Annotated in this window: 25 protein-coding genes; 15 read left to right on the plus strand and 10 right to left on the minus strand. The window is 71.1% G+C overall.

Annotation, left to right across the window (positions count from 1 at the left end; all coding sequences use genetic code 11):
• Nucleotides 1–208: 208 nt before the first annotated feature.
• The 3 genes from HUT12_RS06550 to HUT12_RS06560 all read right to left on the minus strand — a co-directional run bounded on the left by HUT12_RS06550 (nucleotide 209) and on the right by HUT12_RS06560 (nucleotide 2,953).
• Nucleotides 209–1,015 (minus strand): inositol monophosphatase family protein, encoded by an 807-nt coding sequence (locus tag HUT12_RS06550; protein ID WP_176092816.1) that lies wholly within the window; start codon nucleotides 1,013–1,015, stop codon nucleotides 209–211.
• A gap of 202 nt (nucleotides 1,016–1,217) precedes the next feature.
• A complete protein-coding gene (locus HUT12_RS06555) occupies nucleotides 1,218–1,697 on the minus strand; it encodes a flavoprotein (RefSeq protein WP_254876733.1) in 480 nt (159 codons plus the stop codon).
• 11 nt (nucleotides 1,698–1,708) lie between these two features.
• Entirely contained in the window at nucleotides 1,709–2,953 is a 1,245-nt protein-coding gene (locus tag HUT12_RS06560) for a helix-turn-helix transcriptional regulator (RefSeq protein ID WP_176092818.1), read from the minus strand.
• 281 nt (nucleotides 2,954–3,234) lie between these two features.
• Between HUT12_RS06560 and HUT12_RS06565 the strand changes: the two genes are divergently transcribed.
• From HUT12_RS06565 to HUT12_RS06580, 5 genes are all read left to right on the plus strand, one after another.
• On the plus strand, nucleotides 3,235–3,495 hold the full coding sequence (locus tag HUT12_RS06565) for a DivIVA domain-containing protein (protein WP_176092819.1): 261 nt from the start codon (nucleotides 3,235–3,237) through the stop codon (nucleotides 3,493–3,495).
• Nucleotides 3,492–4,517 carry an FAD-binding oxidoreductase gene (locus tag HUT12_RS06570; RefSeq protein ID WP_254876734.1) on the plus strand — a complete coding sequence of 342 codons (1,026 nt, stop codon included), beginning with the start codon at nucleotides 3,492–3,494 and terminating at the stop codon, nucleotides 4,515–4,517. The genes HUT12_RS06565 and HUT12_RS06570 overlap by 4 nt, the downstream gene beginning before the upstream one ends.
• Before the next feature lie 10 nt (nucleotides 4,518–4,527).
• A complete protein-coding gene (locus HUT12_RS32700) occupies nucleotides 4,528–4,770 on the plus strand; it encodes a hypothetical protein (RefSeq protein WP_254876735.1) in 243 nt (80 codons plus the stop codon).
• Between the two features lie 1,077 nt (nucleotides 4,771–5,847).
• Complete coding sequence (locus tag HUT12_RS06575) at nucleotides 5,848–6,207, plus strand: hypothetical protein (RefSeq protein ID WP_176092820.1); 360 nt, start codon at nucleotides 5,848–5,850, stop codon at nucleotides 6,205–6,207.
• 193 nt (nucleotides 6,208–6,400) lie between these two features.
• Complete coding sequence (locus tag HUT12_RS06580; RefSeq protein WP_254876736.1) at nucleotides 6,401–6,769, plus strand: globin; 369 nt, start codon at nucleotides 6,401–6,403, stop codon at nucleotides 6,767–6,769.
• Between the two features lie 45 nt (nucleotides 6,770–6,814).
• Here the strand turns inward: HUT12_RS06580 and HUT12_RS06585 are convergent, their stop codons facing one another.
• Nucleotides 6,815–7,834 (minus strand): hypothetical protein, encoded by a 1,020-nt coding sequence (locus tag HUT12_RS06585; protein ID WP_131053105.1) that lies wholly within the window; start codon nucleotides 7,832–7,834, stop codon nucleotides 6,815–6,817.
• Complete coding sequence (locus HUT12_RS06590) at nucleotides 7,831–8,181, minus strand: PadR family transcriptional regulator (RefSeq protein WP_176092821.1); 351 nt, start codon at nucleotides 8,179–8,181, stop codon at nucleotides 7,831–7,833. The genes HUT12_RS06585 and HUT12_RS06590 overlap by 4 nt, the downstream gene beginning before the upstream one ends.
• 279 nt (nucleotides 8,182–8,460) lie before the next feature.
• Here HUT12_RS06590 and HUT12_RS06595 point away from each other — a divergent pair, with 279 nt between their 5' ends.
• From HUT12_RS06595 to HUT12_RS06605, 3 genes are all read left to right on the plus strand, one after another.
• On the plus strand, nucleotides 8,461–10,071 hold the full coding sequence (locus HUT12_RS06595) for a DHA2 family efflux MFS transporter permease subunit (RefSeq protein WP_176092822.1): 1,611 nt from the start codon (nucleotides 8,461–8,463) through the stop codon (nucleotides 10,069–10,071).
• A gap of 472 nt (nucleotides 10,072–10,543) precedes the next feature.
• A complete protein-coding gene (locus tag HUT12_RS06600) occupies nucleotides 10,544–11,878 on the plus strand; it encodes an AAA domain-containing protein (protein WP_131054712.1) in 1,335 nt (444 codons plus the stop codon).
• A gap of 175 nt (nucleotides 11,879–12,053) precedes the next feature.
• Nucleotides 12,054–15,305 carry an AAA family ATPase gene (locus HUT12_RS06605; protein WP_176092823.1) on the plus strand — a complete coding sequence of 1,084 codons (3,252 nt, stop codon included), beginning with the start codon at nucleotides 12,054–12,056 and terminating at the stop codon, nucleotides 15,303–15,305.
• A 67-nt stretch (nucleotides 15,306–15,372) separates the two neighbouring features.
• Here the strand turns inward: HUT12_RS06605 and HUT12_RS06610 are convergent, their stop codons facing one another.
• From HUT12_RS06610 to HUT12_RS06630, 5 genes are all read right to left on the minus strand, one after another.
• Entirely contained in the window at nucleotides 15,373–16,230 is an 858-nt protein-coding gene (locus HUT12_RS06610; protein WP_176092824.1) for an ABC transporter permease, read from the minus strand.
• Complete coding sequence (locus HUT12_RS06615; RefSeq protein ID WP_176092825.1) at nucleotides 16,227–17,243, minus strand: ATP-binding cassette domain-containing protein; 1,017 nt, start codon at nucleotides 17,241–17,243, stop codon at nucleotides 16,227–16,229. The genes HUT12_RS06610 and HUT12_RS06615 overlap by 4 nt, the downstream gene beginning before the upstream one ends.
• A gap of 160 nt (nucleotides 17,244–17,403) precedes the next feature.
• On the minus strand, nucleotides 17,404–18,255 hold the full coding sequence (locus tag HUT12_RS06620; protein WP_176092826.1) for an aldo/keto reductase: 852 nt from the start codon (nucleotides 18,253–18,255) through the stop codon (nucleotides 17,404–17,406).
• A 52-nt stretch (nucleotides 18,256–18,307) separates the two neighbouring features.
• Nucleotides 18,308–18,544 carry a Rho termination factor N-terminal domain-containing protein gene (locus HUT12_RS06625; RefSeq protein WP_176092827.1) on the minus strand — a complete coding sequence of 79 codons (237 nt, stop codon included), beginning with the start codon at nucleotides 18,542–18,544 and terminating at the stop codon, nucleotides 18,308–18,310.
• Complete coding sequence (locus HUT12_RS06630; protein ID WP_176092828.1) at nucleotides 18,541–19,461, minus strand: AAA family ATPase; 921 nt, start codon at nucleotides 19,459–19,461, stop codon at nucleotides 18,541–18,543. Before HUT12_RS06630 ends, HUT12_RS06625 begins: the two co-directional genes overlap by 4 nt.
• A gap of 111 nt (nucleotides 19,462–19,572) precedes the next feature.
• Here HUT12_RS06630 and HUT12_RS06635 point away from each other — a divergent pair, with 111 nt between their 5' ends.
• From HUT12_RS06635 to HUT12_RS06665, 7 genes are all read left to right on the plus strand, one after another.
• Nucleotides 19,573–20,085: a helix-turn-helix transcriptional regulator gene (locus HUT12_RS06635; protein ID WP_176092829.1), complete on the plus strand. Its 513-nt coding sequence runs from the start codon at nucleotides 19,573–19,575 to the stop codon at nucleotides 20,083–20,085.
• An 86-nt stretch (nucleotides 20,086–20,171) separates the two neighbouring features.
• The gene (locus HUT12_RS06640; protein ID WP_176092830.1) at nucleotides 20,172–21,644 is read left to right on the plus strand and encodes a serine hydrolase; all 1,473 of its coding nucleotides are present in this window, start codon (nucleotides 20,172–20,174) and stop codon (nucleotides 21,642–21,644) included.
• Nucleotides 21,645–21,751: 107 nt separating this feature from the next.
• Nucleotides 21,752–23,380 (plus strand): AAA family ATPase, encoded by a 1,629-nt coding sequence (locus tag HUT12_RS06645; protein WP_176092831.1) that lies wholly within the window; start codon nucleotides 21,752–21,754, stop codon nucleotides 23,378–23,380.
• 28 nt (nucleotides 23,381–23,408) lie between these two features.
• The gene (locus HUT12_RS06650) at nucleotides 23,409–23,864 is read left to right on the plus strand and encodes a hypothetical protein (protein WP_131054252.1); all 456 of its coding nucleotides are present in this window, start codon (nucleotides 23,409–23,411) and stop codon (nucleotides 23,862–23,864) included.
• Nucleotides 23,861–24,076 (plus strand): DUF2997 domain-containing protein, encoded by a 216-nt coding sequence (locus tag HUT12_RS06655; protein WP_131054253.1) that lies wholly within the window; start codon nucleotides 23,861–23,863, stop codon nucleotides 24,074–24,076. Before HUT12_RS06650 ends, HUT12_RS06655 begins: the two co-directional genes overlap by 4 nt.
• The gene (locus HUT12_RS06660) at nucleotides 24,060–24,974 is read left to right on the plus strand and encodes a helix-hairpin-helix domain-containing protein (RefSeq protein WP_176092832.1); all 915 of its coding nucleotides are present in this window, start codon (nucleotides 24,060–24,062) and stop codon (nucleotides 24,972–24,974) included. The genes HUT12_RS06655 and HUT12_RS06660 overlap by 17 nt, the downstream gene beginning before the upstream one ends.
• Nucleotides 24,967–25,653: a 4Fe-4S single cluster domain-containing protein gene (locus tag HUT12_RS06665; RefSeq protein WP_176092833.1), complete on the plus strand. Its 687-nt coding sequence runs from the start codon at nucleotides 24,967–24,969 to the stop codon at nucleotides 25,651–25,653. The genes HUT12_RS06660 and HUT12_RS06665 overlap by 8 nt, the downstream gene beginning before the upstream one ends.
• Nucleotides 25,654–25,885 lie beyond the last annotated feature (232 nt).

A 25,885-nucleotide genomic window follows, 5' to 3' on the forward strand; every position in this document is an offset into this window, starting at 1 on the left:
CGGTCGGCCGAAAGCGAGGACCGTGTCGTTGATCCCGGGCGTCTATTGGACAGACCTGGGCTCTCAACTTCACCGCAAGGTCACGCTCGATCCTGGATCGAGTGGTCATTGCCGCCGGCGGATACCACTCGATCCAGGATCGAGCGTGATCTTCACCCGTAAGCGACCTGCGCGCTGATCGGCTACATCTGTGCGTCGAAGAAGAATGTCAGTGTTTCTCCGTCTCGCGAGCGACGGCTTTTCTATACGCCGCCAGGATGGAGCCAGCGAGTCCGGGTGTGACGGCAAGCGTCGTTGTGGAGGCGATGTCGTGGCGGGCACCATTTCCGTCGATGACGGTGGCTCCCGCCTCTCTGGCGATGATTACCCCGGCCGCCATGTCCCAGGGATGGTTGGACAAGGTCAGAGCAGCGTCGAGCCTGCCCTCGGCGAGCCATGCCAGGTCGAGCGCCGCGCTGCCGGTCATCCGGATCCTTTGAACCTCGGCTGCCAGTTGGCCAGTCAAGGCGAGCCGTAGCCGGTTTCGCGCCTCCGCGTCAAGGCCAACCGCGTAGTCCCCGATGGCGACGAGGGCCTGACTCATGCGGGTGGTGCTGCTGACAGTGATCGGCTGCCCGTTGGCGTGCGCACCTGCACCCTTCGCGGCGGTGTAGGTAGCGGAGAGAAACGGCAGTTCGATGACGCCGAGTACTGCTTCGTCGCCGTGCACGAGCGCGAGCGACACCGCGCACAGCGGCAGGCCACGCACGAAGTTCGACGTGCCGTCGATGGGATCGAGAACCCACCGCTTGCTTGTCGAACCGCTCGATCCTTCCTCTTCGCCGAGGAATCCGATCTCGGGCGTCTCTGCTTTCAGGAATTCTCGTAGGTTGCGTTCGATCGCATAGTCCAGTTCGGAGACGACATCCCGGTCACCCTTGCTGGCGAGCGCTCCAGGTGCCTGCCGTTGCATCGCATTTGCCGCCCGCCGCGTAGCCTCGACCGCGAGTGGCAGATAGTCAGAATAATCGCTCACAGTTCACGCCTGCCCTGCCACTGCAACTCGAAGACCTGTTCAAACACGGATACAGTCCTGCCCCCGGCTGTCGGGCGGCATCGAGAGCAACGTCGAACGGTGGCGTACGTCCTCGGCGGAGGTGGCGTCCGCGAAGTGGTCGGTCGGTCCAGTCGGCTGAAGCTCGTCCTGACGACTGCTGGACAGGCACTCCATGGCCACGCTATAGCGTGGCATTGAGCATTTCGATAACTGTTCCCCAGCCCGACTCGGCGTTGAGGGGTGCTGCTGCGACGCCTGCATCACGGAGTAGCTGCAGGTGCCGGTCGTAGCTTGGGTGGGCGGCCAGTTGAGGCTTTACGGTGGGAAAGGCGTGGACGGGGATGCCGGCACCGAGTGCTTCATTGAGAATGCCGAGTGCGAGAGTGTCATTGATGCCTTGAGCCCATTTGTTGATCACGTTGAAGGTAGCCGGTACGACCGCCACAGCCGTAGCTGGCGGATGCGGCTCCGGCTCGCCGGGCTTTCGCCATTCCGCCCGCACCGGGTAGCCGGTCTGCTCCGCAAGCGCCTCCCGGTCGATCCAGGTCGCAGCGGTCGGCGTAGCGGTGACGCAAACGGTCCAGCCGTCCTCCAGCAGCAGTTCGATCAGCTCACCGATCCGCAGCGCCGGAGGTGCCGCGCAGACGACCAGGGCGAGCACTCGTGGTGGGGTCATGCCAGCAGTCCGGCACGCTCCGCAAGTGGTCGCAGCCCTGGCGTCGCGGCCCGACGCTCCTTCGCCAGTAGGTCGAGCAGCAGCGTGCGGGCTTGTACGTTCGCGTGCACCGTCTCGGCAGCTACCCGCTCCGCTTCGAGCAGGTGCAGCACGGCAGCCGACCTGTCACTGGACGACATCAACGCGGCTGCGGCCAGGTCGACGTGGACTTGGGCTCTCCGGCCGACCAGCACTGTGGGCATCCGGGACGTGTCCAGCCGTGTCCCGATCTCCATGGCCTCGTTCGCGTTGCCTGCTCGGACGGCCGCCGACACCGAGTGAATGACGACGTTCGTCGGACCGAAGCCTGTCCACAACCGGTTCCGGTCAGAGCCCAGTGTCGTCGCCAGCCCATCGGCGCGCTTCAGCAATTGGCTCGCTCTCTTCGGGTTCCCTTGTCCAGCAGCGATGATGGCAGCCAAGAGCAGCAGTGCCCCGTGAGCGGAGATCAGGTCAGGATCGGAAACTGGACCAGCCGAAGTCAGAGCTTCGACGCTGGTCCGCACGACCCGTTCGGCCGCTTCCGCTCTGGCAGGAAGTCGCATGAGCCCGCACGCCGCCTGATAGGCCGCAACAGCGGCCAGCGCCTGGTCGTCGCTGAGGCGGGCGGCGGTGGACGCCCGGTCAGCAGTCAACAGGGCTACATCACCATCTCCCACCTTGACCGCGAGCTTCGATGCAGCGATGTAGGCGGCACCGAGCAGTCGAAAGGCGCTGCTGCGGTGAATGCCTGAGGCGTTGCTGCTCAGGGCTGTCGCCTGGGTCAGGACTTCCGGGATCAAGCGGGCCGCCGAGGTGTAGCTCGCCCGCTGGTAAAGGTTGTGCACCCTGCCCACAGCGCGCCGGACCTCGACGAGAGGCGGCGGGGGTGGGGTGTCGATGAGATAGCCGGTCAGATAGTTCCGGAGGCCGGCCAAGAGGTCAGGCATGGCGGCGGGGGATACGGGATCACGCTCCATGTCCTTCACAACCTGCCCTCGATGCGCTGTCACCGATACGTCGACGAGCATCCCGTCGAGTTGTTCGAGCGTAACGCCCAGCGCGGAGGCAATTCGGTTTCGATGCCACGGCTGCGGATCGGTCTCCGCATTCTCCCAGCGCACCACAGTGGATCGCTCCACCCCGAGAAGTGTGGCGAGGCGTTCCTGGCTGTACCCGAGCGCCTTGCGGCGTTGGCAGAGCCGGTGTCGCTTCAGGGCCACGGCCGTTCTCCCTCCGTTGTTCCGCCACTGTAGTAACACTGCGTCGACCGTGCGGGCACGCAGACGCCTCATTTCTGCCTCATACAGGCTCCTTCGGTGCTGTAGTCCACGATCCGCTTCTCGCCAAGGCTGTTTGCAGGGCCCGGGGCGGGTGCTGGGCTCCGGTGGCGTCGACCCGAACGACGCGTACCGACCCCGCCCGCCCCGGTGCCGCATCACATGAGCGAAACGAGCGTGCCGAGGCCGCCGTACGTGACCGCCGAGCAGGAGGTAGCGCAGCGATGATCTACGTGACCGGGGAACGCCTCCAGTCGCACCACGTCCGGGCCGTCGACTTCGGTCGTCGTTGGCGGGGGCTGGACCCGGCCCAGGTGTACGACTACCTCGACCGGGTCGCCGACGAACTGGATCGCCTGCAACGGCAGCTCGTCACGGCGAACACCGAGGCCGAGCGGGTCCGGCAGGCGTTGCGGCAGTGGCAGTCCCGGCAGACCGAGAACCGGCCGGCATGGCACGCACACCCGGTGGGGGAGCGCCGGTGACCGAGGCGGCGGCACGGGCGGCGGTCGCCCGGTGGCTGCGGCTGGTGCAGGCGGATACGGAGCTGTCCGCGTACCTCATCGGGGTCGATCTGGACCGGCTCGCCGCGCACCTGATCCGGCAGCTCGTGGGCGGCGGGCCGGTGTTGGAGGGGTGGCCGGGGCTGCCGGAGGCACCGCGGCGGCGGGCCGGTGACTACCTGGCGGGAGCGCTCGCGACCGGCGGCCCTGCGGTGATCGACGAGGTCGCCGCCGAGTTCCGGGCCAGTCTGGCGGGGCACTGCCCGCTACCGGCATCGGAGCTGGCTCTCGTCGTCGCCGCCCTGGCCCGGCTGGTCGGCGGCGGCGGCGGTGGCCGGGCCGAGCGGTGGGCACTGCTGGCGGTACTCGGCCGGGTCCACCACCGGCATCGGCTTCGTCCCGAGCACGGTCCGCTGATCGGCGCCGCCCTGGCGACGGTGGCTCCGCGCCTCTGTCCGCCGCCGGTCGACGTCGGCTGGGAGCGCCGGTGGCGGCGGTCCTGGGCGCTCGTCGTGCGCGCCGCCGGGCGGATGGGCGACGGGTCGGCGTTCTGGTCGGCCGAGGTGACCGGCCGTGACCTGTCCGCCGAGGGCATCGCCATTCTGGCTGTACGCCCGTGGCACCCGCTGCCGTTCCGGCCCGGCCAGGCGGTGCCGCTCTGCCTGCCGCAACACCCGGGCCGGTGGCGCTGGTACTGCCCGGCCAACGCCCCACGCCCCGACGGCACCGTCGAGCTGCACGTCCGCGCGGTGGCCGCCGGCACCGTCTCCCGCAGCCTCGTCCACGAGGTACGCCCCGGCGACCCGCTCCACCTCGGCCCACCCGTCGATGTCGGCCTCATCCTGCCCACTGTCTCGCCGTCGGTCCCTCGCCGGGACCTGCTGCTGGTGGCCGGTGGCACCGGGCTGGCCCCGCTGCGCGCCCTGGTCGAGCAGGTCGCCGCTGCACCGGCCGGCCGGCGGGTGACCCTGATCGTCGGCGTACGTACCGTCGCCGACCTCTGACGCGATTGCCTTGGACAAGCTCGACCAGGCGCACCCCTGGCTGACCGTCGTGCCGGTCTTCTCCCGCGACCCGCTCGCGGTGTCGGAGGAGAACGGTGACGCCCTCACCGTGGCCTTGGGTCACCTCCGTTCCGATCAGGAGGTGTACGTCTGCGGGCCACCCGCGATGCTGGCCGGCTCCCGATTGCGGCTGCTCGCTGCGGCGGTGCCTGCTGAGCGGATCCACCTACCTGGACTGATGTCGTTGTCTTGATCGTTAACCGCAGCCATAACGTGATCATCTCGGACCGAAATCACTTCCACAGGATTAGGTCATCCAAGCTGACTGATTGTCGCTGTCGCGGGTCTGTCCGGCGGATGGCGGTCCCGTTGACGGGAGTCAAAAGTGTCCTGGTGCATCCTGAGCAACCGATGATTCCGGGCAACGACGGTCCGAACGCACCTGATCCGGCATATCCGCCGACCGCACCCTTGCCGTACCAGGGCGCGCCAGTTGTCTATCCGCCACAGTCGGCCGTTCCCTATTCGGGTCCGCCGGTGGCCTACCCTCCGCAATCCGGTGTGCCCTACTCCGCCACACCCGCCGTCTATCCGCCCGGACCGTATGCTCCCCCGCCGCCACACCCGCACCAGAAGGCCTACCCGTATCCGGCGCAGGCGATGGTGTACCCGCCGCCGCAGTATGCTGCGCCGCCTCTACCCGCTTACACCAGGGAATACATCGGTGCGGGTTTCCATGTCGTCCACGTCATCCTATGTCTCATGACCGCCGGCTGCTGGCTGCCCGTTTACGGACTTGCCTACTACATGAAGTCCCGGCCGAAGACCGTGACGACCTACGGTCGGTGACTCTCGGACGCCCTCCCCCAGCCGGACCGCAGTTCCCCGCTACCGGTTCTGTCACCGCCTGGCCGACAGTGTGGTCCGTCGGTGCTGTGCCCGAGCAGCACCGCACGGCGTCCCACGATCATTCGCCGAGGCAATATCGCACCGCCTTGACCGAGTGGAAGCGACGGGTGCACTGGCAGCCCTTCCCAACCGACCGGTCACATCCTCGGTCGCCTATCCGACAACCTGTGGGTGTACAGCGTCCGCGCTGAGCAGCATCGACGGGCCAAACAATGTGGAGAACCAGAGAATGGCCTATCCGTACCCGAGTCAGCCGCCGCACCAGGTGGCGGAGCCAGCGAATCCGGGCCAGCAGCACCGGCCGGCTGGTCACGAAGCTCCCGAGCCGGCTCCCAGCGGCTGGGGACATGCTTCGGTGCCGCTCCCGAATGGGACTATTCCACCGATCGCTCCGGTGAGCGTCAGGCGCAGTAAGCTGCCCGTGATTCTCGCTGTCGCCAGCCTCACTGTGGCTCTGATCGCCGTCGCCGTCGCCGCCGTCGTAGTTACCAGCAAGGACAGTCTGACCTTGCAGGCGGCTCAACGAGAATGTCGGACTGCGCTGGAGCGCGAAGCTAACAGGCGGGCCGGTCGGGCTGGACCGGACGGGATTCTTGTCTCCTTGACCGAGGTTGAGCTGCAAGAGGCGTGGCAGACAGATTCGGGCTTCGCGGTCAACGGCACCGCTCGCTATACGCTGACAAGCGCCTTGCTGCCCCAGGTGAACCAGTCGGTGGGGTTGACGTGTGAAGCGACATCGGTAGATGGGCAGGTCCTGACGACGGTGAAAAACCGTCTCTGATCGCGGAACGGCGGCGGAGGTCGATCGCATCTTGGTCCGCCGTTCACCTGTGCCGGCTCCTGCGATCCGTTGACGCCGTCAGCTCGACAGGGCTCGCATCCGACACGGCCGCACTGGGCCCGCCCCGCATCCTGTGCCCGCCGCCTGGCCGGGGCACGATGGGTGAACTGATCCACCAGAATGGTCCGTACTGATGGTCATGCGGACGACGGAGTTGGTGGCCTGCACGCGCAACGCGATCGACTGGCTCGGGCCGGCCGGGGTACGTGGGGTGGTGCACCGCTGGATGCGTCTGGTGGCGGCCGACGCGGAACTGGCGCCGTACCTGCTGGGGATCGACCGGCGGCGGCTCGCCACCCATCTCGCGGCTCAGCTCACTCCGGCCCTGGGTGGTCCGGGTCGGGCGATCGGGTCGGTCGGCGGGGTGTGGCTGCGGCTGGGGTTGACCACGGAGCAGCACTGGCGGGTGCTCGACTACCTGGCGGCGGTGCTGTGGCGACTCGACCTGCCGACGGACGCGATCATCGGTGTGCAACGCGCCGTGCGCGCGGAGCGCGGGTAGGGCGACGCCCTCTCGCTGCAGGTGACGAGAGGGCATCGGGCCAGGTCAGCCGCGCTTGCGCAGGCGTAGGGCCAGCCGGACGGCGACACCGAGGCCGACCACGGCGCAGGGCAGGGCGACGCCGTACGCGGCCCAGAGGTGCCCCTCGTCGGTCCAGTTGAAGAAGGCGGCGATGCCGAGGTGGACGGCGACCAGGGTGGCGACCAGTTCCGCCCAGGTGGTGCGCCAGAAGGGTACGCGTCGCTGCGGCTCGTGCTCGGCGAGGTCGCGGGCGTACTCCTCGACCGGGCCGAACTCGACGGTCGGGGTGCCGCCGGTGGCGCTGAGGTGGTCGTGGGCCTCGCGGGCCAGGTCGGCGGCGCGGTCGGGCGGGAGGTCGTAGCGGCCGACCAGCAGGCCCGACAGGCGGCGGTACCAGGCGTCCGGGTCGTCGTCGGGTGCGGTGCGCGGGGTGGGCGGCACGTAGTCGACCGGCTGCTTCGGCGGGGCCGGCCGTCGGGTCATCAGCCAGAGCAGCAGCAGTGCGACCACGACGATGCCGAGCACCGGGATGCGGGCGGCCGGCTCCTCGGGCAGGAGTACGAAGCTCGTCGCGCCCAGCCCGACGAAGAGGCCGACCACCGCGAACGACCAGGTGGCCAGTTGTGGGCGCCCGGCGGCGCGCAGGGCGTTGGGGAGGGCGCAGGCGGTGAAGGCCAGGCAGACCATGATCAGACCGGCCAGCCTGGCGGGTGTGGTGGTGAAGGTGAGGGTGCGTTCCAGGATCGCGTAGAAGATCGTGGCGCTCAGGCCGAAGACGACCAAGGTGAAGACCGAGCCGGTCAGGTAGTCGGCCGAGAGCATGCCGTTGCGGTCCACCTTCTCCCGCAGGTGTGCCGGCTGTTCGGCCGCCGCGGTCAGGGCGAACTCCTCCGGGTCGCCGAAGGCGTCGTACGGGCTCTCGCCGCTGAGCTCGCAGTGGGTACGGACGTCCGCGATGATCGGGTTCGCCAGGTGGTAGCCGACGCCCTGGTCGCTGAGGGCCAGCCGGGTCGGCAACTCCCAACGCTCGAACGGCTCCGTCATCTCGTGTCCTCTCCGGTTGCGGTCAGGAGCCGGTCGAACGCCGACGTGAACTCGCCCCAGCGGGCGCGCTCCTCCGCCAGCCGTTGCCGGCCTGCCGTGGTGATCGAGTAGGCCTTGCGTCCGGGGCCGCGTTCGCCGGGCAGCCAGTCGGAGCGCACCGCCCCGTCGGCCTCCAGCCGGCCCAGCACCGGATAGAGCGCGCCACCGCGTACGGCGCCGAGGCCGTGGTCGGCCAGTCGCTGCGCCAGGGCGTAGCCGTGCCGTTCGCCCTCGGTGAGAACGGCCAGGATGGCCAGCCCCAGGCTCGCGCGGAGCCAACCTGTCGCCGGGTCGACCGTGGCACTCATCGCTCGTAACACCGCCTTCCGACTAGTCGCTTCGGGAGGGTATTCCGTCTGCTCGACTAGTTCTATCTCAGAGTAGTCGGGTTCGGCAAGTAGTCGCGGGATCGGGTGGTGACGAGGAACACCGGTCTGCCGGCCGCTAAACGGGCGGCGGAGTGTCGGCGGCGGGAGCTAATGTGCGCTGCGGGCATCGCCCCCTCCGCACGTCGGGCCGGTCTTCCGCCGGCACCGCGTCGGCCACCACCGCTCGTCCTACGGTCAGATCCGACAACAGGAGACTTCGTGGCACAGCAATCTGTCGCGGCACCGCAACCTGTCCCGACATCGGACAAACTCGACGCTGCGGTGCTCAAGGTGGCCGGCGTCGTCGTGCTCGGTGCGATCATGTCGATCCTCGACGTGACGGTGGTCAGCGTCGCGCTGCCGACCTTCCAGAGTGAGTTCGACGCCTCGTACGCCCGCGTCGCGTGGACGATGACCGGCTACACGCTGGCGTTGGCCACGGTCATCCCGCTCAGCGGGTGGGCGGCCGACCGATTCGGCACCAAACGCCTCTACATGATCGCGTTGGCGCTGTTCACCATCGGGTCCGGCCTCTGCGCCACGGCCGACACCATCGGGCAGCTGATCGGGTACCGGGTGCTCCAGGGGCTCGGTGGCGGCATGCTCATGCCGATCGGCATGGCGATCATGACGCGGGCGGCCGGCCCGAATCGGATCGGCCGGTTGATGGCCGTGCTCGGTATCCCGATGCTGCTCGGCCCGATCAGCGGCCCGATCCTCGGCGGCTGGCTGATCGACGTGGCGAGCTGGCACTGGATCTTCCTGATCAACCTGCCGATCGGTGTGGTCGCGCTGATCTACGCCCAGATGGCGCTGCCGAAGGACGCCGCGCAGCCCTCGCAGTCGTTCGACTTCGTCGGCATGCTGATGCTCTCGCCGGGTCTGGCCCTGTTCCTCTACGGCGTCTCCACGCTGCCCGAGACCGGCACGTTCGCCGAGCCGGAGGTCTGGGGCCCGATGCTGGTCGGCGCCGTCCTGGTGGTGGCGTTCGTGTTCTACTCCTTCAAGCCCGAACACCCGCTGCTCGACCTGCGGCTGTTCCGCAACCGCCGGTTGACCGTCGCGGCGGTGACCATGTTCGTCTTCATCATCGCGTTCATGGGCGCGGGGCTGCTCTTCCCCAGCTACTTCCTCCAGGTGCGCGGCGAGTCGACGCTGCACGCCGGTCTGCTGATGGCGCCGCAGGGCCTCGGCGCCATGGTCACCATGCCCATCGCCGGCATGCTCGCCGACAAGGTGCCGGTCGGCCGGACGGTGCCGTTCGCGCTGGTGCTGATCCTCGCCGGGTTCTTCACCTTCACCCAGCTCGACGCGGACACCTCGTACGTGCTGCTCTGCGGCTCGCTGTTCGTGATGGGCCTGGGCATGGGCGGCACGATGATGCCGATCATGACCTCGGCGTTGAAGACGCTGACCGGGCACGAGGTCGCCCGAGGGTCGACGCTGGTGAACATCCTCCAGCAGATCGGCGGTTCGGTCGGCGCGGCGGTGATGTCGGTGATCCTCACCAACGAGCTCAACAAGTCCCAGCCGATCCCCGGCCTGACCGGCCCCAACGGCGAGCCGGTCACCGAGGCCGGGTTGGCCGTCGCCGCCCAGCAGCGGCCGGAACTCGCCGAACAATTGCCCGATCCGTCGATCATCGAGCGTGGTCTCGACTTCGCCGCCAACTCCTTCGCGACCACGTTCTGGGTCGCGTTCGCCCTGGTGGCGGCAACGTTCATCCCGGCCGCGTTCCTGCCCCGGCGGCGGGAACGGTCGCACCTGCTCGACGACCAGCCCGGTGAGCAGCCCGGCGAGGCGCCCCGCGCCCCGGTCATCGTGCACTGAACGCACCAGGTCACCGCTGACGATTCGAGACCACTGGCACGGAGCGCGGCCACCCGATTCGGGATGGCCGCGCCGCGCTCCGCTCCGCGCCCGTGTCCCGTGCAAGATCGCGCCCGATCCAGGATCGAGTGGTCTCGTCGCGCTCGCGAAGCCACTCGATCCTGGATCGAGCACGATCTTGGCTGGTCAGCGCGTCGGATGCGGCAGGTCGGGGCGCCCTTACGACGACGCCGACCTGCCCGGCCAGCGGTGGGCGGCGGATCGGCCCGATGAGGGTCGGTGCGCACCGTGGTCGGGTGCGGCGCGCGCGGCGGCGGTCGGGTCTGGCGCGGTGAGCGCGGTGCGTGCGGCGGTGCGTGCGGCGGTGGGGTGCGGCGCGGCGAGTGTGAGTGCGTGCGGCGGTCGGGTGCGGCGTACCGGGTGGTGGTGCGTACGGCGGTAGGGTCGCGGGACGCCGAATGGGGGTGGGGAGATGCTGCCGCAGCTGACGGTGCCGCCGGGTACGGAGGCGGAGCGGGTGATCACGACGGTGCTGTCCGACCTGCGGTCCGGCGAGCACCGGGGCGTGGTGGTCGACTCTCCACCCGGGGCGGGCAAGTCCACGCTGGTGGTGCGGGCCGCCGTCGAGCTGGCCGGCACCGGTGAGCCGTTGATGATCATCGCGCAGACCAACGAGCAGGTCGACGACCTGATCGACCGGCTCGCCCGGAAGGCACCCGAGCTGCGGATCGGTCGGCTCTCCGCCGGGGACTACCGGCCGTCGGAACGGGTGGGCTCGCACGACCAGGTCCGGGTCGCCGCGAAGGTCACCGACCTCGCCGCCTCGGCCGTGGTCATCGGTACGGCCGCCAAGTGGGCCACGGTCGCCGAGGGCTCGTGGCCTTGGGCGATCGTGGACGAGGCGTACCAGATGCGCTCGGACGCGTTGCTGCGCGTGGCCGGCAGGTTCGAACGGGCGCTGTTCGTCGGCGATCCCGGTCAGCTCGACCCGTTCTCCACGGTGGAGACCGGCCGGTGGGCGGGTTTGACCTGGGATCCGATGCAGTCGGCGGTGGCTGTGCTGCTGCGGCACAACCCGCAGTTGCCGGTGCACCGGCTGCCGGTGTCGTGGCGGCTGCCCGCCTCGGCCGCCCCGGTCGTGTCGCGGGCGTTCTATCCCTTCACCGAGTTCCGTGCCGGCACGGTCTCCACCCAGCGGGCGCTGCACTTCACCGAGACGGGGCCGGGGGACGCCCTCGACCGGGCGGTGGAACTGGCCGCCACCGACGGATGGGCGCTCTACGAACTGCCGGCCCGGCACACCCTGCGGACCGACGCCGAAGCCGCCGCCGCGTGCGCCGCGCTCGCCATCCGGGTGCTGCGGCGTGGGGCGGTCGCGATCTGCGAGCAGTCGCCCGGCGGCGCGCCGGTGACGGCGGAGCGGATCGCCGTCGGTGCCGCGCACCGTGACCAGGTCGCGGTGATCCGGTCGCTGCTCGGCGAGGAGGGAGCGGGCATCACGGTGGACACCGCCAACCGGCTCCAGGGGCGTGAGTACGACATGACGATCGTGCTGCACCCGCTCTCCGGCCGCCGTGACGCGACCGCCTTCCACCTGGAGTCGGGGCGGCTCTGCGTGCTGGCGTCGCGGCACCGGCAGGCCTGCGTGGTGGTGGCCCGTGCGGGTATCGGCGAGCTGCTGGACGCCCATCCGTCGACCGAGGCCCCGCAGTTGGACGTGCCGGTGAAGTTCCCCGACGGCTGGGAGGCCAACCAGGCTGTCCTCGCCCACCTGGCGGCGCTCGGCCCGGTCGGCCCGGACAGGTGACCCGGCGCGCCCCGGCCCGGTGGCCGCTCGCGCACGCCGTCACCGACGCCCCGTGCACCGACGGTCTGCGCACCGACGCCTCGTGCACCGAGGGCCGGCGCACCGACGTGGGTCAGCCCAGCGTCGTCGCCGATCGGTGCGGGTCTGTCGGTGGTGTCGGATACCGTCGGGTGCCATGAGGGCGCGGCCCAGCGGCGTGATGATCGGACGGGACCATCCCGCCGGTCTGTTGCGCGCCGAGGTCGACCGGGCCGCTGCCAGTCACGGCGGGCTGGTCCTGGTCACCGGCGAGCCGGGGATCGGCAAGACCACCCTGGTGACGTCCGCCGCCGACGAGGCACGCCGGCAGGGTGCGCTGGTGCTCGGTGCGGCCTGCTGGGATTCCGCCAGCGCGCCCGGTTACTGGCCCTGGGTGCAGGTGCTGCGCGGTCTGCGCCGCTCGCCGGAGGACTGGGCGGTGGCCCGCGAGTCGGCCGAGCCGGCGTTGCGGCTGCTGCTCGGTGAGGTGGATCCGACGTCGAGGTCGCACGGTCCGTCGTTGATGACCCCGGTCACGGCCAGTGGCGACGGGCTGCTGCCGACGACGGTCGGGCCCGGTGACGGTGACACGGCCGAGCGGGAGGCGTTCGCGCTCTACGACTCGGTCACCGCCGCCCTGGTCGCGGTCTCCCAGCGTCGGCCGGTGCTGGTGGTCCTGGACGACCTGCACTGGGCCGACGCGGCGTCGGTGCGGCTGCTGCGGTTCGCCGCCCAGCACACCTGGTTCGAGCGGTTGCTGCTGGTCGGCACGTACCGGGACGCGGAGGTGGAGGCGGAGGACCATCCGCTGCGACCGCTGCTGATGTCGCTGGTGGCCAAGAGCACCCCGATCACTCTCACCGGCCTGTCCCGGGACGAGGTCGGCGCGTTGATGACCCGCACCGCCGGCCGGGAACCGGATCCGCACTGCGTCGACGACGTGCACCGGCGCACCGGCGGCAATCCGTTCTTCGTGGAGCAGACCGCCCGGCTGTGGCACTCCGACGGGCAACTGGCCGGCATCCCGCCCGGCGTACGCGAGGTGGTGCGCCGACGGCTCGACCGGTTGCCCGCTGAGGTGGTCGACGTGCTGACCGTCGCCGCGGTCCTCGGGCGGGAGTTCCACGCGGCTGTCCTGGCGGCGAGTGCCGGTCGGCCACCGGCCCGGCTCGACGCCCTGCTGGACGTGGCGGTGGCCGCACGGCTGGTGCTCTCGGGCGGCGACGGCCGGTACACCTTCGCGCACGACCTGGTCCGCGAGACGTTGTACGACGGTCTCGCCGACGGTGAGCGCCGGCTGCGGCACGCCGCCGTCGTCCGCGCCGTCGACGAGCACGCCGCGCTCGCCGAGTGGCTGATCCCGGCCGACCTGGCCCGGCACGCGTGGCTCGCCGACGCGCACCTGGAGGCGTACCGTCGCGCGGAACTGCTGCTCGCCGCCGCGCGGGACGCCGCCTGCCGGTTGGCGTTGGAGGAGTCGGCCGTGCACCTGCGGCGGGCGGCGACGGTGGCGACGGACCCGTCCCAACGCATCAAGATCATGATTGAGTTGGCCGACCGCCTCTTCCACACCGGGGGCCGGGACGAGGCCGACCAGATCCTTGCCGACACCGCCGCCCTGGCGCTGACCACCGACGAGCCGGCCCTTCTGGCCCGGTTCGCCCTCAACGTGCACCGGCACTGCCAGACCAATCCCCGGATCGCCGTCGACGCCGAGGGCCTGGTCCGTGAGGCGTACCGCAGGCTCGTCGGCGAGCCCGCCGACGTGGCCCCGGTCCGCCGGTTGGAAGCCGACCTGATCACCGCCACCGAAGCCCTCGCCCGGCGGGTGCACGACGACGACGCGCTCGCCTTCAGCCTCTGGGCCCGCCACGACGCCACCTGGGGGCCGGGCACCGCCGCCGACCGGGTCGCGCTGACCGCCGAGATCCGGGAGGTGGCCCGGCGGGGTGGCGACCAGGAGACCGAGTTGTGGGCCACGTCGTTGCGGTGGGTGGCGTTGCTCGAACTCGGCGATCCCCGCTACCAGGACGAGCTGACCGCGTTCGTGACGACCGCCCGACAGACCGGCAGACCGCGCCACCAGATGGCGGCGGCCATCGACGGTGGCATCACCAGCGCCTTCCGGGGCGACTTCGCCGAGGCCGACACCTGCTTCTTCGAGCTGGGTGACCTCGACGAGTGGGAGCACGCCGACCACAGCTTCCTCGGCCACCACCTGCGCTGGTCGTACCTCATCCTGCGGGGCGATTTCGACGCGGCGGACGAAATGGTCGACGGGCTGAACGACGGCGAGCACCCGCACCGGGTGCTGCTGCGGGGCATCACCGCCGCCGAACGCGGCGACCACCGCACCGCCACCCGGATCAGTGCCGAACTCGACGCCGCCGGAGTCACGTACACCGGTCCGGTCGCCCCGCTCTGGCTGCGACTGCGCGCGCAGGCCACGGTCGCCGACCCGGGGCGGTGCGCGGAGGCGCGACAGGCGCTGCTGCCGTACCAGGGGCAGTGGCTGGTCTCGTTGTTCGGATGCGACCTCAGCGGCCCGGTGGACCACTGGCTGGGCGTGATCGACGCCGCCGACCGGCGGTGGGACGACGCGGTCACCCGGTTCACCGCCGCCCGCGACGCCGCCGACCGGATGGGTTCCCGGCCGTGGTCCCTCTTCGTCCGGGTGGCGCTCGTGGACGCCCTCCGCGCCCGGGGCCGTCCGGGGGACGCCGCCACCGCCGACGCGATCCGGGTGACGGCCCGGGACGAGGCTCGTGAACTCGACCTGCCGCAGGTGCTCGCCCGGCTCGCCGAGGACACTCCGGGCGGTCGGTCCACACCGGCTCCGACCGGCCCGGTCCCCACGTCACCGGCGTACGAGTTCCGCCGCGAGGGGGCGGTCTGGCGACTCACCTATCAGGGCGCGACCGTGCACCTGCCGGACGCCAAGGGGCTGCACGACCTGCGGCTGCTGTTGGGACGGCCCGGTGTCGACGTGCCCGCCGTCGAGCTGCTCGACCCGGCCGCCGGCCCGGAGCTGGTGGCGGCCCGGCGGATGGGCGGCGACGATCTGCTCGACGAGGAGGCGAGGAACCGCTACCGGCAGCACCTGATCCGCCTCGACGACGAGATCGACCGGGCGGCCGGCCGTGGCGACACGCCGAAGGTGGCCGCGCTGGAAGCCGAGCGTGGTGCGTTGATCGCGCAGTTGCGGTCGGCCGCCGGGCTGGCCGGGCGGACCCGCCGACTGGGTGACGAGGCGGAGCGGGCCCGCAAGACGGTCACGGCCAGGATCAGGGACACGCTGCGCCGTCTCGACGAACGGCATCCGCCGCTGGCGGAGCACCTGCGCGGGACCGTCTCCACCGGTGCCGCCTGCCGCTATCTGCCCGCCGCGCCGGTGTCCTGGCGGTTGTGACCGGCCGGCTCCGGGCAGCACCCTCCTGGTCGGGGGCGCTGCCCGGAGCCGGTCCGGCGGTCGAGGGTCAGCGGCGGTTGTAGCGGTACATGGTGAGGCTGCCGAAGACCACCACGAACAGCACGCTCCAGCCGAGGGTCCACAGCATGGCCGACGTGTCCGACGTACCGGCCATCGCGGCGCGTACCGAGGACACCAGGTGGGTGATCGGGTTGGCCTTGACGAACGCCTGGAGCCAGCCGGGCATGGTGGAGGGGTCGACGAAGACGTTGCTCAGGAAGGTCAGCGGGAACAGCACCATCATGCTGACGCCCATCACCGACTTCTCGCTTCGCATGATCAGCCCGAACAGCGTCCAGACCCAGGAGAACGCGAACGAGAAGACCACCAGCAGGCCGATCCCGGCCAGCACCCCGAGCAGACCGCCGTCGGGACGGAAGCCGAGCACCAGCCCCAGGGTGAGGATCACCGTGGCGGCGAGGACGTAGCGCAGCACGTCCCCGAAGATCATGCCGACCAGGGCGGCGGGCCGCCACACGGGCAGCGTCCGGAACCGGTCGAAGATGCCCTTCTCGATGTCGGTGTTCAGCCCGACGGCGGTGTACATGGTGATCATCACGACGCTGGTCACCATGATGCCCGGCAGGAAGAACTGCAGGTAGTCACGCGGATCGCCGGCGAGCGCACCGCCGAACAGGTACGTGAACATCAGCACCATGATGATCGGGAACATGGTGACGTCGAAGAGCTGCTCCGGTACGTGCTTGATCTTCAGTATGGCGCGCCAGCTGAAGGTCAGTGACGCCGCGAGCGGGCTCGGGCGCGGCGGGCGCGCCGCCGGTGCGAGCACCGTCGCCAACGCCTCCGAGGAGGGTACGAAGACCGACGGTGCCGGGCCGGTCGAGGTGGCGGTGTCGCTGCTCATCGGGCTGCCTCCAGCTCGTCGTCGCGCTCGCCGGCGGTCGGCTCGGCGGGACGGTCGGTCAGGGCCAGGAAGACCTCGTCCAGGCTCGGCTGGCCGAGTGAGAAGTCGTCCACCACGATGCCGGCGCGGGTCAGCTCGCCCAGCCCCCGGGCGGCCTGTGCGCTGGCGTCGAGATCGCTGCCGGCCTCACCGACCCGCGCGGTGATCGCCACCGGGTCGGCGTCCAGTTGCACCGCCACGCCGAGCACGCTCTCCAGCAACCGTTGCGCCTCGGGGCGCTGGTCCGCGTCCCGCAACCGCAGGTGCACGGTGCCGGATCCGACCGAGGACTTGAGTTCGCCCGGGGTGCCCTCCGCGATCACCCGGCCGTGATCGATCACCGCGATCCGTCCGGCCAACTGGTCGGCCTCGTCCAGGTACTGCGTGGTCAGCAGCACCGTCGTGCCGTGTGCCACCACCGCGCGGACGATCTCCCACACCTGGTTGCGGCTGCGTGGGTCGAGCCCGGTCGTGGGCTCGTCGAGGAAGAGCAGATCCGGGGTGCTGAGGATGCTCGCCGCGATGTCGATGCGTCGGCGCATGCCGCCGGAGTACTTCTTGACCTGTCGTCCGGCCGCCTCGGTCAACCCGAACGCGGCCAGCAACTGCGCGGCCCGTTCCCGCGCGGCGGGCTTGCGCAGGCCGAGCAGCCGGCCCAGCAGGACCAGGTTCTCGGTGCCGGTCAGGTCCTCGTCCACCGAGGCGTACTGGCCGGTCAGGCTGACCCGGGCGCGGACCTCTTCGGCCTCGGTGACCACGTCGTGCCCGAAGACACGGGCCCGACCACCGTCCGGACGCAGCAACGTCGCCAGGATCCGTACCGCGGTGGTCTTCCCGGCGCCGTTCGGCCCGAGTACCCCGTACACGGCACCTGCGGGCACCTGGAGGTCGAGTCCGGCGAGCGCCCGCGTCTCACCGAACGACCGGGTCAGGCCCTCGGCCTCGATGGCGAGGCCGGTGGTGCGTCTGTTCATGATCTCGGTGTTTCCTTCCGTTCGTCCCGTCGCCGTCCGCCTGCTACAACGACGTCGTCGTGATGGAGGCGCGAGACGACGGACAGCCGCCGCTAGATCGGATCTAGCGGCGGCCGTGGTGCGCCGGTTCGCCGGGGGTGGGGGCCCACCGCCCGGGGGATCAGGCCGGAATGTAGTCGAAGGTGTCCGGGTGGGCACCCTGCCGACCGGCCTCGCCCCGGCCCAGCAGCGTGATCCGTTCCATGGTGGCGTCGTCGAGCGTGAAGTCGAAGATGCCGATGTTCTCCTCGATCCGCTTCGGGGTGGTCGACTTGGGGAAGATCACGTCGCCCCGCTGTACGTGCCAGCGCAGCACCACCTGGGCCGGTGTCCGGCCGACCTGCTCGGCGATGTCGGCGATGGTCGGGTCACCGAGCACCGCGCCCTGGGCGATCGGCGACCACGCCTGGGTGACGATGCCGTTCCTGGCGCCGTACTCGCGTACCTCGTCGTTCGGGAAGTACGGGTGCGCCTCGATCTGGTTGACCGCCGGCACCACCTCGGTCTCGGCGGCCAGCCGCTCCAGGTGCGGCACCTGGAAGTTGGAGACGCCGATCGACTTCGCCCGGCCGTCGGCGCGGAACTCCTCCAGCACCTTCCAGGTGGAGACGAAGTCGCCGTCGTAGCGGGTCGGCAGCGGCCAGTGGATGAGGAAGAGGTCGACGTAGTCGGTCCGCAGCGCGTCGAGCGTCGCCTGGAACGCGGTGCGGGCGTCGTCGGGGCGGTGGCAGGCGTTGCTCAGCTTGCTCGTGATGAAGACGTCCTCCCGGGCCACCCCGGCCGTGCGTACGCCCTGGCCGACCTCGGCCTCGTTGCCGTACATCTCGGCGGTGTCGACGTGCCGGTAGCCGACGTCCAGCGCGGTGCGTACCGCGTCGGCGGTGTCCTTCGGGTCGATCTGGAACACCCCGAAGCCCAGTTGCGGGATCGGGTTGCCGTCGTTGAGGGGAATGTCCGGAATCGTGCTCGTCATGGGGGTCGACATACCCGCTGACCGGCCCCTTCTCACGCACTCGTGGCGGCCGTCAGAGGCGGCGCAGGGCGGTGGAGTCCAGCCGGTAGCCGATGGTGGCGTCCACGATCCGCTCGACCAGGTCGGCCTTGCGCAGTCCGCCGAGGCCGCGTAGCCCGACCTGCGCGGCCAGCTCCCGCAGCTCGCGTGTCGACCGCTCCGACAGGTACGCCGTACCGTCGGCGCGGCTGGTCATGGCCGCCAGCCGGGCGGCCACCGGCGCCGGGTCGGCGGCCTCCGTCGCCCTCACGCCGGTTGCAGGTGGTCGAGGAACTCAGTGGCGAGCTGGCGCAGCTCCGCGCGGACGGCGGGCACGGTGACCCGGTCGCGCAGCACCACCGGCACCCCGCGCGGGGTGTTCGTGGCGTAGAGGGTGACGTTCTCCCGCAGCGCCGTCGGGAAGACCGGCAGCCCCAGGTTGCGGACCTGGTCCATGTAGCCCTGGTGGGTGGCGATCGGCCGCTGCGCGAGCAACTGGATCATCGTGAAGACCACGCCGGCCACGCCGGGGGCGACCTTCTGGTGTCGGCGTACGGTGGCGAACCGCCGGGCGTCGGCGTTGTACTGCTCGACCAGCTCCCGCACGTTGCCGTGCAGGTAGTCGATGCCGAGGGTGGACAGGTAGTCGGCCTTGGCCGGGATCACCAGATGGTCGCTGGCGATGATGGCGGACTGGGTGACCACGTTGAAGTTCGGCGGACAGTCGATCAACACCATGTCGTACGGCTCCAGCCCGTCGGCGAGCAGCCCCTCGGCGAGCGAGCCGCGGACCCGGAACAGCTCGGCGTCGTACTCCTCGCCACCGGCGACGCTGCGGGCCAGTGCCAGGTCGATGTCGACGAGTTGCAGATGCGAGGCGATCAGGTCGAGTCGGCCCGCTCCGGAGAGCCGGGTGTTCGCCGGACCGGGGGAGACCACCAGGTCACCGAGAGTGATGGCGGTGTCGCCCTCGCGCAGGCCGTCGTACCACCGCTTGATGGTCCGGGAGTCGCGTAACCGCTCCCGCCAGTCGTCCGGGTCGTAGAAGCCGAAGGTCAGGCTGGCCTGCGGGTCGAGGTCGATGAGCAGCACCTTCATGCCTCGGTTGGCCAGTTCGGCCCCGAGGTTGGCGGTCACGGTGGTCTTGCCGACCCCACCCTTGTAGTTGATAACGGACACCACGTACATCGACGTACCTCCCCAGACCTGGGAACGGTAGTCGGCCACCCTGGGTGAATTCGATCATCCGCGCGACTTTTCCGTGTAGCACGTAACTACGTATGTTCGTATTATTGAGTCATGGCGGATGTGGAGGAGCGGCTGGCGGCGCTGGAAGCGCAGGTCGCGGCACTTGTCGAGCGGCTCGGCGCGACGACCGGGCCGGTCACCCCGGAGGCCCCGGCGGAGGGCGTCTTCTGGGCCCTCGACGGGCTCAAGCAGCGCCTGCCCGCCGAGAGCGCGGGCGCCGTGCTCTACACCGGCACCGTCCGGGTCGCCGGGAGGTCCTACGACTGGCAGTACGGCCGAGAGGTGGACGACCTGCTGGCCGGCGACTGGGCCGAGCTGCCCGGCATCCTCTCCGCCCTGGGCCACCCGGTGCGGCTGCGCCTGCTGCGGGAGATCCTCACCGGCCGGCAGGGCACCGCCGAGCTGGCCGACATCGAGGAGCTCGGCACCACCGGCCAGCTGCACCACCACCTGCGCCAGCTCACCGCGGCGGGCTGGTTGCACAGCACCGGGCGCGGCCGGTACGCCGTCCCCGCCGAACGGGTGGTGCCGCTGCTGGCCATCCTCACCGCCGCCCGCCGTTGACCACCCCGACCGACCCCGACCCCGACCGTTGACCACCCCGACCGGTGGGTAGATCACCGGCCACCCCGCACGGAAGGACCACCCCTATGCGTAAGCCGACCGCCGTCGCGCTGGTCGTCGGGATCGTCGCGGGCCTCGCCGGCCTCGCCGCCCATCCCCGGGAACCCCGGCTGACCGCCTCGACCACCGGTGACGCCGACGTCGCCGCCTCGGCCCGCGCCGCCGTGGCCGACCCGGACGGATATCGCGGCCTCGCCGTCGCGCTGATCGACGACGGCCGGGTCCGCACCGCCGGCCTCGGCGACCGTGACCGGCACGGCGCGCCGGTCGAATCCGGCACCCCGTTCGAGATCGGCTCGGTGACGAAGGTGCTCACCGGCATGCTGCTGGCCCGGCAGGCCGAGACCGGGGCGGTGCGGCCCGAGGACACCCTCGGCACCGTCTGGCCGGCGGTCGAGGGCCCGGTGCGCGAGGTCACCCTCACCGAGCTGGCCAGCCACCGGTCCGGCCTGCCCCGGATCGACCTCGGGTCGGTGGGCGCCTGGGTCCGGGTGCTCCAGGCCAACGTCGCCGCCGGCAACCCGTACGCCGGACTGGACGTCGACCGGGTGCGGGACACCGCCGACGCGCACGCGCCCGGCGACGACCGGGGTCGGGTCGGCTACTCGAACCTCGGTTCGGCGGTGCTCGGGCAGGCCCTCGCCGCCGACGCCGGACTCGCCTTCCCCGAGCTGCTCGACCGGGAGCTGCTGACTCCGCTCGGCATGACCGCGACCGTCCACGCCACCGATTCCGGTGCCCTGCCGGACGAGCGCGCGCAGGGCGCCCGTGGCAACGGACGCGTCGCGGACCCGTGGACCGGCAGCGGGTACGCCCCCGCCGGCATCGGCTACTGGTCCACCGTCGAGGACCTGGCCCGACTGGTCACCGCCACCACCGCCGGCACCGCACCCGGCGCCGACGCCCGTGACCCGCGCTTCGACGACGACGACCGCACCCGCATCGGGTACGGCTGGTTCACCACCCGCTACGACGACCAGGAGATCACCTGGCACAACGGCGGCACCGGCGGCTTCCGCTCGTACGTCGGCTTCGACCGGGCCACCGGGCGCGGGGTGGTGGTGCTCGGCAACACCGACAAGGCAGTGGAGCCGATCGGGCTGCGGCTGCTCGGCGTACCGCCGGACCAGGCCGGCGAGCCCGCACCTGCACTGCCGGTCTGGGCCGGTGCGGGCATCGCCCTGGTGTTCACCGTCATCGGCGGGCTGTCGCTGCTCGGCGTCGCGTACCGCCCGACGCTGGACCGGCTGACCGTGCTCTCCTCCGGGGCCTGGGCGGTGGCCTACCCCGCGCTGGGGCGTCAGCTCGGCGACTGGTCGGCGGTGCCCGGCTGGCTCTGGGCGGTCGGTCCGGCGCTGAGTGCCGCCGGGCTGGCGCTGGTCGCGCACCGCTGGCGTGATCTGCCGACGAACCGGGCCGCCGTGCCGTGGCGGCGGGTCGTGGTGACGGTCGCCTCGCTGGTCGGGGCGGTGGTGGCAGTGGTCGTCGTGCTCGGCTGAGCATGGCCGGCGGTCGATGCGCAGCTCGGCGGTGTTCGGTCGCGCCGCTTCGAGCTTGATCAAAGCTGTTAAAGTCCGCCCAGTCCAGGCCGGCTGGGGAGGCGAGGATGGCACTGTCGTTCCGGGATGCGTTGTCGCAGATGCTCAAGGCGCGGTTCCCGATCCTGTACATCGAGTCCGCCGAGGAACAGCGCGCGGTCGCCGAGGTCGCGGCTGTGGCCCACGACGCCGTGCTGGTGCGTACCCCGCGTGCGGTGTGGACCTGGTCGCTGACCACCGGTCTGGTGCAGCCGGACGGCGTCTGGCGGACCGGCACCACCGAGCCGGCCGACGCCCTGGACGCCGTACTGCGGATCGACCAGCCGAGTGTGGTGATTTTCAAGGATCTGCACACCTCGCACGGCGACGGCGAGCGGCCCGGTAACGCCGGGGTGGTCCGCCGGCTGCGGGACGTGGCGGCGGCGTTCAAGTCCGGCGCGATGCCGCGCACCCTGATCCTGGTCTCGCCGGTGCTGCGCATCCCGGTCGAGTTGGAGAAGGACGTCACGATCGTCGACTTCCCGCTGCCCAGCGAGACGGAGATCCGGCAGGTGCTGGAGGCGATCATCCACGCCAACTCCGCCGACGGCCGGATCCAGATAGCCCTCGACGAGTTGGGGCGCGAGCGGTTCGCCAAGGCCGCCCTCGGGCTGACCCTGCACGAGGCGGAGAACGCCTTCGCCCGGGCGATGGTCAACGACGGCGTGCTGGACGGTCGCGACCTCGACGTGGTGCACGAGGAGAAGCGACAGACCGTCCGCAAGTCCGGGCTGCTGGAGTTTGTCGAGGCGGACGTGAACCTCGCCGACGTCGGCGGTCTGGAGAACCTCAAGCGGTGGCTGGCCAAGCGGGACGGCTCCTGGCTGGCCGAAGCGGCGGCGTACGGCCTGCCCGCACCCCGGGGGGTCCTGATCACCGGCGTGCCCGGGTGCGGTAAGTCGTTGACCGCGAAGGCGATCGCGGCGGCCTGGGAGCTGCCGTTGCTGCGGCTGGACGTGGGCCGGGTCTTCGCCGGGCTGGTGGGCAGCAGCGAGCAGAACATGCGCACCGCCATCCGCACCGCCGAGGCGACCGCACCCTGCGTGCTCTGGGTGGACGAGATCGAGAAGGGCTTCGCCGGGGGTGGCGGCGACTCCGGCACCTCCACCCGGGTCTTCGGGTCCTTCCTCACCTGGATGCAGGAGAAGAACCGACCCGTCTTCGTCATCGCCACCGCCAACGACATCGAGAAACTGCCGCCGGAGCTGCTCCGCAAGGGACGCTTCGACGAGATCTTCTTCGTCGACCTGCCGACCCGGGCCGAACGGGCCGCCATCTGGCGGGTCCACCTCGCCCGGCGGCTGCGTAACCCGGCCGTGGCCGGTGGGCTCGCGCTCGACGAGACGCTGCTCGCCGAGCTTGCCGATCTCAGCGAGGGCTACTCCGGCGCCGAGATCGAGCAGGCGGTCATCGCCGGGCTCTTCGACGCGTTCGGCGAACGCCGTCCGCTGCGCCGCGACGACCTGGCCCAGGCGGTGGTCGGCATGGTTCCGCTCAGCGTCACCCAGGCCGAACGGATCGACGCCATCCGCGCCTGGGCCGACGCCCGCGCGGTGGCCGCCACCGCCGCCGAGGACTGGGACAGCGGCGCGTCCGTCGACCGGAGTGCCCGGCCCGCCACGCCGACCCAACGTGGTGGACGGGCGGTCGAGTTCTGATGGCCGAGTTGACCGGAAGGAGCCCGCGGTGAGTATCTCGCTCGTGCTGCTACCCCTCGCCGTCGCCGCGGTGGCCGCCGCCCACGGCGTCACCTCCCGTTCCGAACAGGAGGGCCGGATCGTCTGCGAGGTGCAGACCCGGATGCGGGACGAGAACCTGCTCGCCGCCGCGTTGCACGACACCGCCGCCGTGGTCGCCGTCGCGCCGGATTCGATCACCGCGGACTGGGCCGGTGTCCGGGCGAGCTTCCAGCGCGACGAGGCCGGCATCTGGTCGGCGCACTTCACCGGCGACATCGACGAGCCGAGGGCCGTGGAGGTGGTCCGCGCGGTCGACGTCGCGTACGGCCGGCAGGTCCAGCGGGCGGTGTTGGACCGGCTGCGGCAGCAGGCACCGGCCGCCGGGCTGCGGCTGGAGTCAGAGCAGGTCACCGACGACGACGCGGTCCGCCTGGTCTTCGCCGTGCAGGGAGCCCGCTCGTGACCGCCGAGCAGCCACGACTCGTGGTCACCGTGAGCAGCGAGGGCGTGGTCAGCGCCGAGACCCGGGGCATCCTGGGCGACCGGTGCCTGGACTACGTCGCGGTGCTGGAGGACCTGTTGGCCGCCCGGACGGTCAGCAGCGCCTACACCGCCGACCATGCCCGAACCCGGGACGTCGTACGACAGGAGGACCGAGATGTCGACCGCGCCTGACCCGGCCTGGACGCAGCAGGGCGTACCGGCGGCGCGAGCGGCGAACCCGGCCGCGAGTTGGAAGTGGCGCGTGCTGCACAGTTGGTGGCTGCTGCTGCCGATCGTCGGCATGAGCTGCCTCGGCGGCTTCGGGTTCCTCTTTGTCGGGCTGAAGGCGCGGCGGGCGGCGTGGTGGGTCTCCGGCATTGCCTACCTGGTGCTCGGCTGGACCGCCTTCATCCTGGTCGGCGAACTGGGCGAGACGGTCACCGACTGGGCCGTCGGGGGCGTCCTGGCGATCTGGATGACCAGCATCGTGCACGCGCTTGTGATCAACCCGTCCTGGCTGCGCTGGCGGGCGGGCTACCGCCCCTGGTACGCCGAGCCCGGTGGCCCGTACCCGCCCGTCGCGCTGGCCCCACCGCCCGGTGCGCCCGGCACGTCGTACCCGCCCCAGACCGGCTGGACCCCACCGCCCAGCCAGGCGTTTCCGCCCACCACGGCGTACCCGCCGGTCACCGGCGCCCAGCCGCCGGCCTACCCGCCGGCCCCGCTGTCGTCGGACTTCCCGCCGCCCCTGCCGGACTATCCGTCGGCGTTGTCCGAGCACCCGCCGCCGTTGCCGAGCCAGCAGTCGGGGGCGACGACCGTCGACCATGGTGGCGCGCCTGGCTCGCTCGACGTCAACTCCGCCCGGTGGGAGGAGTTCGCGGTGCTGCCCGGCTTCGACCCGGGCCGGGCGCGGCAGGTCGTCGACGCGCGGGACCGCCGGGGCGGGTTCGGCGGGCTCGCCGAGTTCACCGCCGCCGCGAATCTGGCCCCGCACGAGTACGCCCGGCTGCGTGACCGCCTCACCTGCACGCCGCCGGGCGGCCACCGGCCGGGATATCCGCCGTCCGGTCGCGTCCTGGATGTCTGAGGGCGGTCCGGCCCCGCGACGCGCGGCGACGACCGTCGCGCTGGCCCGCTTCCTGGCCGCCACCCGGGCCGAAGGTCCGGGGCTGCGCACCGCCGTCTGGGTCCAGGGCTGCGCGGTGCGCTGCGTCGGCTGCTTCAACCCGCACCTGTGGAGCTTCCGGGGCGGCGACGAGGTAGACCCGGCCGACCTGGTGCGGCGCGTGCTCGACGCACCGACCGAGGGGCTGACCCTGCTCGGCGGGGAGCCCTTCGACCAGGCGGCCGCGCTCGCCGAGGTGGCCGCCGGGGTACGCGACGCGGGTCGCTCGGTGATGACCTTCAGCGGCTACACGTACGCGCGACTGCGCGCGGCGGCCGGTGCCGGTCGGGACGACGTCGCCGCCCTGCTGGCCGCGACCGACCTGCTGGTCGCCGGGCCCTTCGAGGCCGACCGGATCGACCGGCGGCGACCCTGGGTGGGCTCCACCAACCAGGAGTTCGTGCTGCTCAGCAACACTTTTCCGAATCTGCTCGACGAGGTGTCGGGCAGCCCGGACCGGGTGGAGATCACTGTGGACACCAGCGGGCGGATCGCGGTGAACGGGTGGGCCGAGGCGGACGCCCTCGACGAGCTGCTGGCCTCGGTGAGCCGTCCGCAGCCGACGCGACACGGCGTGATCGGCTGGCCCGAACGGACCTGACGGCGGCCTGAGGTGGCCGAACAGTCCCGTTGCCGTGGTCATCGATGTGTATCAGGATGGCCGCAGCATCCGGCACACGGGGGTCGGGAGTCGGATATCCGAAGAGGAAGGACGTGGCACATCGTGGTGCCTTTCTCCGGCAGGAGGGTGATCGCCGCCATCGCGGCGGGCACCCTGGTGGGCACGGTGGCGCTGGTAGGACCGGCGACGGCGAGCCCGAACAACAACACGG

Origin of the sequence: Verrucosispora sp. NA02020 (assembly GCF_013364215.1) — a bacterium.
Lineage (GTDB): Bacteria > Actinomycetota > Actinomycetes > Mycobacteriales > Micromonosporaceae > Micromonospora.